This is a genomic window from Candidatus Nitrosotalea sp. FS (assembly GCF_011319475.1).
Lineage (GTDB): Archaea > Thermoproteota > Nitrososphaeria > Nitrososphaerales > Nitrosopumilaceae > Nitrosotalea.
The window spans coordinates 1-11,732 of record NZ_RCMC01000216.1; the positions used below are offsets into that span (position 1 = coordinate 1).

The window sequence follows — 11,732 nt, forward strand, 5'->3', positions numbered from 1 at the left end:
TCTATTTCAAATGATGCTGACGACTCTATATTGCGTGCCAAGAAAACTCTGGCATTTTATGTCTCAGTAGGCAAAATTTATAGAGAATTTTTAGCACAGAATGGATTTGAAAAAGAAACACGCGCTATCTTTGATGAGTATAAAAAATCAGGACTCAAAGAAAATCATGTTNAACGAATTAGCAATATGTGGTACTCCTGATGATGGAAGAAAACAACTTTTGAGATTTGTAAATGCAGGAATTGATCTTCCAATTCTTCAGTTTAATCCATCTGGGAATGTCCAGGATTCTTTTGATCTATTTGTCACTACTTTCAGGGAGTCTATGAATTGAGAAGAGTCGGTATAGCCTCATCAGGGCTTGCAGAATTTTCAAAAAGTGACTCTACTATAGAATCTCTCATGTTATCATCTGTCAAACCGATTTTTGATGGTACCTCAAATCTCTCTCAAGATGACATTGATGCAGTTCTTACATCAACTAACAGTGATTCCAAATATCTATCAAACGTAGTATCTGAATTATCTGGAATCTCTCCAAAAGTGTCACATTCTGTTGAGAGTTTATGCAATTCTGGAACTAATGGAATAGTTTCAGCATACTCTTACATTGCGTCAGGGCTTGCAGATGTTGCGTTAGTGATTGGTGCAGAAAAATCTAACAGTCCGGGTCTTGTACTTGAGTGGGATGTATCAAGAGGCCAATACAAACATCCAATTTACTGGGCTTCAATGTTTGCAAGTGCACACATGCGCAAGTTTGGTACTACTATGGAAGATATTGCTTATGTTAGTGCACAAAACCATAACAATGCAGCTGATAACCCATTTGCATATTTCAAAAAAATGTTTTCGTTAGATGAAATAATGCAATCAAAACATCTTACTGATAATCTTAGACTGCTTGATTGTTCAATGCCATGTGATGGTGCTGCCTCTATATTGCTTGCATCTGAGGATATAATAAAAAAATTCACTGACAACCCCATTTGGATATCTGGAATAGGTCAACAATCCCTCTCTGCCGGATTTACAAAAAATGAGGATCTTGCTTGCATGAAATCTAACATCCAGTCGTCTCATCAAGCATATGATATGGCTAAAAAAACACCCGATGACATTGATGTGGCAGAACTCCATGATGCTTTTAGTATATGTGAAATAATCGAACTCGAAGATCTTGGTTTTGTCAAGCCTGGACTGGGAAGTTCGTATGTTCGAAATCTGTATGAAACTAATGACAAAAAAATAAACCCACGGGGTGGGTTGATTGGATGTGGTCATCCACTGGGTGCTACTGGAATCGCTCAAACAATTGAGATATTCCAGCAATTACAGGGTACTGCAAAAAAGAGGCAGATTGATGGTGCCAAAACTGGATTGGTGCATAACATGTCTGCAGCGGCTACATCGTCTACTGTTTTGATATTAGAATCATGACAAGATTTGAACAAGAATTAAAAAATAATGTCTTTGTAAGTAGCTTTTGCACTAGATGCAATAAACAAGTATGGCCCCCAAGCGATATGTGCAATTCGTGTTTTGGAAATATCATTTGGAAACCAGTTACCAGGATTGCAAAATTGATTGAATTCTCACGTAAAGGTGATGAAATATTTGGCATTGTTGAATTTGAGAACAATATACGTGTGATGGGTAGAATAGTGACTACATCTGCTCTACACGCTGGACAAATGTTGAATCTAATAGAGTGTGATTATGATGGCAAGGCAAAATTTGTTCTAGCGCCAATTGTCTAACTGTTTATTCTTGGTTTGATGCCCACTTTTTCTAAATATTCTGACATGATCATATACTCCAAATGAAAATAAAATGTAAGACCACATTAGAACAATGTCTGCGGGATGTCCCGTGTAATACGTATTGGTAAAAGTTGCATATTGGAATCCGATATCGCCTATTGCAAAGCAAAGTATTCCTGTGCATATGAGAGACCATGTAAAATTTACCTCCCCTCTGAAGAAAAGTGCTATTCCGATTATTGCAGGTATGAAAATGATTGAATCCAAAATTGGATAAGATGTAGCTAATACATTTTCAAATACTGTGACATCAGGTTCTGGAGAATATGCCATGTATATGCTTGGAATGGCGATAGTTGCAGAAATCATGATTGCACTCAACATCATTTTTTTTGTTATTGCTTTTCTTACAGGCTTTAGGTAGTACATTAAAAATCCAAGCATCAGTGGATATCCTGATATGTAAAACACATCGGCGATTGATGGAAATGGATTTTTATCATATACTAATTCATAGACAGTCCAAGTTGTTTCTGCAATAAACCACGATACCGATGTTCCAAGTAAAAACAACCATGCCTTTCCATGATCTCCTGTTTTTTTGAATCTTAAAACTAGGATGGTTGATAAAATGACAAATGCCGCAGTTGTTATGATGTACATTACATCAGTTACTTGTTTTACAACTTCTTTTCCTAACATTGTGGAGACAAGGATTGTAAATCCTGTGCAAACTATTGTTATCAGTAATAGCTTCTCTAATTCATTTTTCTTTGATAATGATAACAAGAAAATTACCTTGCTATAGTTTTAATTAATAGATTGATGCCGTTATCCTCTGCATGTTCTTCAAGTTCGATTCTTATTTGTTCCACTATTGCAGTATATGCATTGCCAAAAATTGACTTTAAAACCGACTCTAGATACTCTGGATGGTCATAGCAGTCTGGAATGTAGCATTTGTACTCTTTTTGTAGCTTTTTTGAGACTTTTTCAAATGCTGGAGCGCTGATATCGTTGAGTACTTTTTGGATTGCAATAGATGTTAATGCCTTCATTACATCTCTTTTTTGAAAGGTCATCATTTTCGCATAGACCTCCTTTTGTTGTTATGTGGGTTATGTGTATTTGTAATGGACCACATGTCAAAATTATTGTTCAATTTTCTCATCCTTGAGATATTTCGAGTTTGACCAAATGTATGTGAATAACAGCTTTAGTGTATACACCATGGAATAAGAGTCAGTCCACATGGCCAAAACATTTTGTGATACCTCGTTTGTATTTTTCATAAATAATATTGCTTCCTCTTCGTCTTTGATGATAAAGCATAGATCTTCTTTGATTTTTATTGGCATTTTTTTAACTTTGTCGATCAAATTGCCTTCGTAGATGTACGCTGTTTTTTCAGATGATGATGAAACAAGCTGTGCTTCTGCATTAGAGTTTGAAATCCATTCTAGATATCCTGCATGATAAAATTTCATGAAATCTTTTTCTGATGCTAGCACCTGTATAGTTTCTTTTGATCCTGTTAACATTGATTTTATTTTTCCAGTCATTTGGTTTATGCCTTGTAGCATCTGGAATTTTCCATCCTTGATCTCTTCATTGTTTACCTTAAAACTTGGTAATGTATTCCAAAGCTCTACCAAACTTTTTTCCTGAGTCTCTAAACCCTTGACTCTTTCTTTTTCTGCATTTATCAGAGCAGTTATTGCTTTGTCAAGAGGCAGACCGGTAAATTTGATAGGATGTTGAAATGTAGCTGACACAATTCCTTTGTTTTGTAAATTAGTCAACAAGTGATATGTTTCAGTCCTTGGAACTTTTAGTGCCTTACTTACTTGGGTAGCGGTACTTGAACCATATTTTTCCAAGTACAAAAATACTTTAGATTGATTAGGAGTCAGACCAAATTTTGATAATTCATTTCTGATTTTATCAAATAATGCTTCATGGTCATGTGATGCTGTATCTCGATGCATTTTAAGTGACGATATGTTACTTGCATCAGTTGTCATATTACAAGTCATATCTATGAATTGGCTTTAGCCTGCTGTATGTAATGGAGTATTACACCTTAATTTGACAAATTATGGGTTTAAGGCGATTCTGAGATGCTTTGACTATGATGCCAAAATATGCTTCATTTCTACTCTAAGTTTGCTCTTTGCCATGGTCGTGCACCACGTTGCTCAAATTGACTTCTCTTAGTATGGTATACTCGATTTTATCGTTCTTAATCGACCTATCTACGTCAATATGTCCGTGATATGACTCGATATTGGCTGCAATCTCCTTGAACTCCTCGCTATTTTCAAACATCTGTAATTGTGATTCGCTCCACTTCCAATCGCTATTTGGATTGCATGAATAAACTACCCAGAAATACTTGCCATTTATTGTAAAAATGTCAAAAGGAAATATCATGCAATCAAAAGGCCTGTTTTTATAAATTGAGCATTTCTTATCTGTACTATCCCAGAAAACACATNTCAGTACTATTCCAAAAGACACATTCTGAATTATTCATCTTTTTTATAGTCTGTACGGTTTTTCCTCTTATTTTGATCTCCTTGACATGTTCCTCATCATACTTGTTGATTGCCTTGAGCTTGGTAATGTCTCCTGGGAACAACAGTGGAGCAGTAAATGATGTACAGCAATTGTTATGCTGGCATGTCCCACAAAGGGATTTGTACGAGCCTCTCTTGTATGTTTTTGGTACTGTCTTGATGATCTCTTCGATAGTTCCAAGTTTATTTCGTAGCAGGTAGATTCCAATTGAGGCCAAAGAAATCGATATGATGTTTGTGACCGTGAGTGTTTCGCCTAGAAAACTAGTGGCAAAAATTATCCCAAATATGAAATTTGTAGAATACAGTAATACAGTTCTTGTTGTACCGATTATCTTTAGTGCTGCAAGAAACAAAAATGTGGCAAATCCAGTTCCAAAAAGCCCTAGAAGTATGACACTTGGAAGTTGCCTCAAATCCATTTGGAATGGGACATTAAATCCGACCATTGCAGCTAGAACAAATGCGGCTCCTGCAAATGATGTCAATTGTGTAATTCTCTTAGGGTCGATTATACCTGTAACATATCTACATAAGATGATGTCAGTTGCACAAAATACCCCTGATAATAGAATCAATAGATTGCCTTGGATTATCTCTGTGATGGACAAGTGGGATTGAACCAAGTCATAGCCTATGGGTATGATTATTATTCCAGTTATTATGGCTGCAAACGGAAAGACCTCCTTCTTGAGCAGTCTGTCTTTGAAGATTGTCAGCGATATGAGTACTGCAAATATTATCTCACCATTTGTAAGAATTGACCCGTTTACTGCAGTAGACTGTTTTAGGCCAAAAAAGTATGCCACAAGCCCTGAAACCTCTGCAAGTGCGATTCCAAGTATGAATAGAAGGTTTCGTCTTCCTAATTTTGAAATTGGTGTGGCATCTTTTTTTATTGGTGTGAAAAATACTCCGTTCACTAGATACACTATGGCAACAAACATCAACGGGCTTAGTTCTGTAGGCGAAGTCTGTGAAAATGAAAATAGTTGTTTTGGCAGAGAGTGAACCATGCCTGTGAGTATAGCTGCTGTGATCGCTAGTAGGTAGCCCGATCTGGTAGAAACCAACTTTATTTTTATACTATTTAAGTAACTTAACGACATGTTATTTCCAATATTGGGAAACACTAGATCGCTAATAACGGTTGTGTCACACGCTGAGACACACAACTTGCTTTATCATTCAGAATTTAAGGTATTTTCATGTCTGGCTTGGATGCCCTCATTGCTAAATCCCTAAAGCTAATTGTAAAGGATAATCTGGGTGATGTAACCTTTGAAAAGATTGAAACTAGACTATTTGAAAAGTACGGGATAGGTTTCACCNATATCCTGAGACACCCACCTTCCTATATTATTCAGGATTTAAGGTATCTTCATGTCTGGCTTGGAGCCCTCATTGCTAAATCCCTAAAGCTAATTGTAAAAGATAACTTGGGTGATGTAACCTTTGAAAAGATAGAAAATAGACTATTTGAAAAGTACGGGATAGGTTTCACCCAAGCAGTGGAAGACTTCACAAAACTTGATTTTGTCCTTAGAGAGTTTTTCGGAGGTGGCGCAGAAGGTATCGAGAAAAAGATCCTCGACAAGATTGTTGTCATGGAAGAGGCAAAAGATGCTGAAAAGCAATGGATAACTCTGGAAGACTCTAGGCTAATGGAATTAATATTAAGATCATTAGGAGACGAAGACAAGAAAAACATAATCAATACGGTTATGGGCGAGCNTTCTAGATTGATGGAATTAATACTTAGATCATTAGGAGACGAAGACAAGAAGAACATCATCAATACGGTTATGGGAGAGTCAAAAATAATTTCTGACATATTGGAGACAAGCAANCTTGACTTTGTTCTTAGGGAATTCTTCGGAGGTGGCGCAGAAGGCATTGAGAAAAAAATCCTCGACAAGATTGTTGTCATGGAAGAATCAAAAGATGCCGAAAAACAATGGATAACTCTGGAAGACTCTAGGTTGATGGAGCTAATACTTAGATCATTAGGAGATGAAGACAAGAAAAACATAATCAATACGGTTATGGGCGAGCCAAAAATAATATCTGACATACTGGAGACAAGCAACATTCCTCAAACTTCGGGTTATCGAAAAATCAATTCCTTGATTGAAGATGGAATGTTACTTCCAAAAGGATATGTTACAACACATGATGGAAAAAAGGTCACAAAGTACCAAGCAATATTTGAAAATGTCAGCATATCAATAGAAAAGAACAAGATTGTTGTCAAGATATTGCCTACTAAAGAGTCTGTTAACGAAAGCCGTATCATGCAAATCGTATGCTCTTAAGGTGCTACCAGAATGTTTTCTTTCAATAAATCACATCGAGAACCGAACATTGTTCCTGAAAAAATTTCTGAAAAGATAGACTATAAGATATTTCTTGTTATTGCTGCTGGATTGGTAATATATCAATTCTATTTGTACAGTTTCAAGAATCCAGATGATCCTAACATCGAACTTGTAGAAACAATTGTTACTACAGTCACTGCCCTTGTTGCAGCCGTAGCAGGATTTTTCATTGCAAAAAGATATTGGAAGTCAAGTGTTTTTGGTACATCTTATCTTGCACTGGCATCAGGAATGTTGTGTAATGCAGCAGCTGAGAGAATATATTACTTTTTAGAGCAGCAGGGGCAGACCCCTAGTCCATCTATTGCAGATTGGGTCTGGCTTGCGTTCTATCCTCTCACGTTTTACCATCTTGCAAGAAATATCAAATTCTTCAAGCCAAAAATTAGTACACCGGTAAAAGCCTTTGTGATATTGCTCCCAATTGTAATCACTGGAGTATATGCCTTTTTAGATTTTGGTCAGGAACAAGGTTTGACTACAAATTACTTTTTAGGTCTTGCCTATATCGTGGGCTCTTCTGTAATACTGTCTGCTGCCATTTTGGGGGCAATGATATTTCGTCAAGGGACTTTGGGTACACCGTGGCTGATATTGGCCATAGGAATAGTTCTTACCACCCTTGGCGATAACTGGTATTCGTACTTGGATGTATACAACCAATACAGTATCACACANCTTGGGTACCCCTTGGCTGATATTGACAATAGGCATAGTTCTTACCACACTTGGCGATAACTGGTATTCATACTTGGATGTATACAACCAATACAGTGTAACACATCCTTTGAACCTTCTTTGGTATGGTGGATACTTGGTAATTGCATACGCATTGTACAAGCACAAAAAAGTATTCTGACAAGACATTTTCAAGAAAAGTGTCTGTAATATCTTGACACATCTAGGTCTCTATTATGTGAAAGTCTTCATCTCATAATGTTTGAAAAATGTACTTGGTGCACAACATCGTGGTTTGCTGATTGGCACCGTAATGTGCACAGTAGGAATTGCGATATTTTTTAATTTCTCTGTACATGATTTTCTTACTCCTGGATTTGTACAAAAGGGGATTGTCCTTGAAAATTATGAAATAAAAGGTGACTCGTCATATGTTGGAACCATACATGTTGATCAAATTGGTATTCCGTATACCATAATCCTGTCAGACAATGGTTCTCCAACAAACTTTGATGTACGAATTGGAAATTCTCAAGAGGATCTATTGCATGAAACAATATTCAAAAAAGGTGTTATCCAGTTTACTCCTGGTACTAAGGGAGATTATGTCATTACCATACAAAATCAGAGTGGACAACCGGCTTCAGTATCGCTAAGTTATGGCATATCTCATGATTATACTGTGAATTCTCTCATGACTACGGCCATCTGGGTTTTACTAGTGATTGGGGGAAACTATGTGATACTTCACAGATACTTGCCCAAAATTGGCATCTAGTTTATTGGTATCAGGGAAACTTTAGAGTGCTTTTTTCCAACTCTAAGATTGGAATGTACAACGACATGCCATCAGTTCCGATTTTTTCAACAAAACTATAATCGCCTGTAAGTCTCTTTAATTCTATGAATTTCTTGGCAGGTGCACTGCTTGATACAAGATAATGTATGACATTGCCTCCCACCGTCCCAGTTTGTATGAAGATTATGTTCTGGCCGTTATAGTTCTGGTGATAAATCAGGGGGACAGCACCCAAGACTGATTGCGATGAATATAAAATGACTTTTAAAAGATCTCCGTATTCTTTATACTTTAGATAGGTTATTTCGTTCTCTGACATGTTCCATTATTTTGTACCATGACATATTAACGCTGAGGCTTCGTNTTGTAGTTTTGATGATAAATCAGTGGGACAGCACCTAGTACTGATTGGGATGAATATAAAATGACTTTCAAAAGATCCCCGTATTCTTTATACTTTAGATATGTGATCTGGTTCTCGTTCTCTGACATGTTCTCTTCTTTTGCATCATGACATATTAACGCTGAGACTTGGTAGCCATTTTTTAATGATGACAAAACTAATGACAAAAAATAGGCATCAAGGTGTTAGTATAATTACCACCTAGTCTATATCGTTAAAACTTACTAACAGATCAGAAATAAAATGACATCAGAACAACCTGAATTTTATGCTATGAAAAATGTACCACGTAAAAAAAATAGCAAGAAAACTAACCAACGCATTGCAAGAACTAGGAGGCAAAGAGGCTACAACTGGGAGGATACACTGGTTAAAAGATTCAATGCTGTTGAAGGTTGGAAGGCCTTTAGACTTGGCTCCCCAAGTGTTGGGCTTCCGGATATCCTTGCAGTAAGTACTAGGGAAAATGTCATTTATACTATCGAGGCAAAGTCTGGTACAAATACCACTCTGAGGGTGCCATTTGATCAAATACAGCGTTGTCTCAAATGGATACACACTTTTGAACTATATGAGACAAGAAAGATGATTGTCGCATTCAAGTTTTCTTCCAAGAAGAGAATAGGTACTGGAAAATATGAACACCGAGAGCTTAGAGAATTTTTTAAAATTTGGGATGAAAAATACCCTGTAACAGATTTTATCTGTACTTATGATGGGGATACATATGCCATGTCTGAAGGTAAAAGACAACCCTTGAAACTAGAATCATGTGTTATGCCTTTTGCCAAAAAACCAAGTACCAATTAACCGAATACTCTTTAATCCGATACTGTAAACATAAAATAATGAGCTTTGAAGATTTTGTAGATGAACGCAGCTTGGTAAGCCGCGATGCACTTGGTACTAAAGAAATTAAACTAAAGTTGCTTGAAGTTGAAGATGATACCTCGGATCACATTTGGAGATTTGGAGTCNCCGAGATGCACTTGGTACAAAAGAAATAAAGCTCAAATTGCTAGAAGTTGAAGATGATACCTCCGATCACATTTGGAGATTTGGAGTCCGAGTCAAGGTAAAAAAAATCCTAATCACGATAAAACACATCAATACCCAACAGATTGAGGAAGGAGAATGCGACCTGCATGACATTGAAAAAGAGATGAAGGAAAAAAGACATTATAGCTCTACAAACCGATGGCTTCCAACAACTGACATCAAAAATGGCTACATTGTCAGTTCCAGACATGCATCACTGTTGGCAGATGCAGTAGCGTTAGATTACATAACAATCTAGACCAAGTTTGCAATAACATCATCTTGTTTTGATTTCCAGGTGGTATTCTTTGTTGAATTGTTTTTTCCCTGAAAATTACAAAGTTAATTCTCTGGATCTCTTTGCCATTTCTTAAGACAAGTCTCTTCATGGTTGATTCTTTTTCTATNCTACAGCTCTACAAACCGCTGGCTTCCAACAACTGATATCAAAAATGGCTACATTGTAAGTTCCAGACATGCGTCGCTATTGGCAGATGCAGTAGCACTAGATTACATAACAATCTAGGCCAAGTTTGCAATAACATCATCTTGTTTTAATTTCCATGTGACACTCTTTGTGGGATTGTTTTTTCCCTTGAAAATTACAAAGTTGATTCTCTGGATTTCTTTTCCGTTTTTTAAGACAAGCCTCTTCATGGTTGATTCTTTTTCTATTTGTATGTCAAGTCCAATCTCGAGTATGAATTTCTTGAGATGTGCTCTTTGGTTCTTGCCTGTTGGTGGGATGGTAAACGGTATTGTCTCAAGTTTTGTTTTAGGCCATCTAGTGACAAGTACGTTATTCTTTGATTCTACTAGAACTCCTGCACACTTTAGTACAAATCTTCCTTGTGCGAGGTCTCTGAAAAATTCTAATGTATCTTTGTCTGTTGAAACCTCTTGCCTGTCAGGCTCTACCATGGAACCTAGTCCAAAATATCTCCCACTATGATATAGCAATGGACTCTTGGTATCATCATGCTTGATGTGTACAACTTTTCCTACTAGCATGACATGGTCACCTAGTTTTTCTTTTCTGACTAGATTGCATTCTGCATTTATTGTACAGCCTGAAATCATTGGGGTCTTGATCTTCTGCGGTGCAAGTGTCTTGAAAATATTTTTCAGACCCATCTTGTCTATTTCAAATCCTGAATATCCTCCTGCTACGCTTACTTGAGCCGTCTGTTCTTTTGATGCGACATTTACTCCAAACTCTTTTGTTTTTTCAATGTTCTTTAGAGTCTGAGATCCTTTGTGGATAAAAATGGCAATTAGGACTGGGTTGTATGAAATTTGCAAAACCCATTCTGCTGCCATGACGTTTGGACCTTTTGTACCGCGTGACGTGATCATGCTTATGCCTGTTGAAAAATATCGTTCTGCTTTACTTGGAACTTTTCTTGCCAACAAAGTTTCCATGTGTATCCAGTAATTGTTCTTTTTTACAGAAAACTTTATGAAAGCAGGATGGCCGAGTCCATGCATGATAAGTCAGGAAATCACCATAAATGGTAAAAAATACCGTTTAACCTTGACCGATCAAGTACTCTCTGATGTACGAAGGCTCAAAGCACTATACAATGCAGCATATGAAGACCCAGAGAGCTTCGACGAGGTAAGCTCTGCAATATCTAATACAATTACACAGATTGCAGCTGCTGTAGAACCCGAGGTCTCTGATAGTGATCTAGATGGNTTAACCCTGACCGATCAAGTACTTTCCGACGTTCGTAGGCTCAAAGCATTATACAATGCAGCATATGAAGACCCAGAGAGCTTCGATGAGGTAAGTTCTGCAATATCAAATACCATTACACAGATAGCATCTGCTGTAGAACCCGAGGTCTCTGATAGTGATCTAGATGGCTTGATTCAGGCAGTCATGAAAGCAGTAGATGAAAAAAGCAAAGAGACTGAAGAAGCTAAAGCAAAACACCTCGAAGACAAGGCCAAGGCTTCAAAAAAACCAGCTGAAAAACCTAAAAAATCAAAGAAATAACCATTCCTGTCATAGAAGAACCCTCATATTGGTTAAATGCAATAGATCTTCAGAAGAAATATGCAAACCCATTGTGAATGCGGCATCTGCGG

Annotated in this window: 10 protein-coding genes and 1 pseudogene; 4 read left to right on the forward strand and 7 right to left on the reverse strand. The window is 37.1% G+C overall.

Features of this window, described 5'->3' with window-relative positions; translation table 11 throughout:
* Positions 1–330 precede the first annotated feature (330 nt).
* Together DYY66_RS08130 and DYY66_RS08135 are read left to right on the forward strand one after the other, a co-directional pair.
* Entirely contained in the window at positions 331–1,440 is a 1,110-nt protein-coding gene (locus DYY66_RS08130; RefSeq protein WP_166287968.1) for a thiolase family protein, read from the forward strand.
* A complete protein-coding gene (locus DYY66_RS08135) occupies positions 1,437–1,760 on the forward strand; it encodes a hypothetical protein (protein WP_166287971.1) in 324 nt (107 codons plus the stop codon). The genes DYY66_RS08130 and DYY66_RS08135 overlap by 4 nt, the downstream gene beginning before the upstream one ends.
* Here the strand turns inward: DYY66_RS08135 and DYY66_RS08140 are convergent.
* From DYY66_RS08140 to DYY66_RS16350, 5 genes and pseudogenes are all read right to left on the reverse strand, one after another.
* Positions 1,743–2,552, reverse strand: coding sequence for a hypothetical protein (locus DYY66_RS08140; RefSeq protein WP_166287974.1), 810 nt, complete (start codon positions 2,550–2,552; stop codon positions 1,743–1,745). The genes DYY66_RS08135 and DYY66_RS08140 overlap by 18 nt on opposite strands.
* A 5-nt stretch (positions 2,553–2,557) precedes the next feature.
* Positions 2,558–2,848: a hypothetical protein gene (locus DYY66_RS08145; protein WP_218583681.1), complete on the reverse strand. Its 291-nt coding sequence runs from the start codon at positions 2,846–2,848 to the stop codon at positions 2,558–2,560.
* A 66-nt stretch (positions 2,849–2,914) separates the two neighbouring features.
* A complete protein-coding gene (locus DYY66_RS08150) occupies positions 2,915–3,787 on the reverse strand; it encodes a TrmB family transcriptional regulator (RefSeq protein ID WP_166287980.1) in 873 nt (290 codons plus the stop codon).
* A gap of 136 nt (positions 3,788–3,923) precedes the next feature.
* On the reverse strand, positions 3,924–4,260 hold a 337-nt coding region (locus DYY66_RS08155; protein ID WP_218583682.1), incomplete at its 5' end, for a YkgJ family cysteine cluster protein.
* 1 nt (position 4,261) lies between these two features.
* Positions 4,262–5,451 (reverse strand): annotated as a pseudogene (locus DYY66_RS16350) (DMT family transporter); the annotation flags it as partial.
* Between the two features lie 2,209 nt (positions 5,452–7,660).
* Between DYY66_RS16350 and DYY66_RS08175 the strand changes: the two are divergent.
* Positions 7,661–8,176: a hypothetical protein gene (locus tag DYY66_RS08175; protein ID WP_166287995.1), complete on the forward strand. Its 516-nt coding sequence runs from the start codon at positions 7,661–7,663 to the stop codon at positions 8,174–8,176.
* Positions 8,177–8,186: 10 nt separating this feature from the next.
* On the opposite strand, the gene DYY66_RS08180 is transcribed toward DYY66_RS08175, so the two are convergent.
* Positions 8,187–8,516, reverse strand: a complete 330-nt coding sequence (locus tag DYY66_RS08180) for a hypothetical protein (RefSeq protein WP_166287998.1) — start codon at positions 8,514–8,516, stop codon at positions 8,187–8,189.
* A 327-nt stretch (positions 8,517–8,843) separates the two neighbouring features.
* Here DYY66_RS08180 and DYY66_RS08185 point away from each other — a divergent pair, with 327 nt between their 5' ends.
* The gene (locus tag DYY66_RS08185) at positions 8,844–9,410 is read left to right on the forward strand and encodes a resolvase (protein WP_394352612.1); all 567 of its coding nucleotides are present in this window, start codon (positions 8,844–8,846) and stop codon (positions 9,408–9,410) included.
* 750 nt (positions 9,411–10,160) lie between these two features.
* Here the strand turns inward: DYY66_RS08185 and DYY66_RS08200 are convergent.
* On the reverse strand, positions 10,161–11,126 hold the full coding sequence (locus DYY66_RS08200) for a flavin reductase family protein (RefSeq protein WP_166288004.1): 966 nt from the start codon (positions 11,124–11,126) through the stop codon (positions 10,161–10,163).
* Positions 11,127–11,732 lie beyond the last annotated feature (606 nt).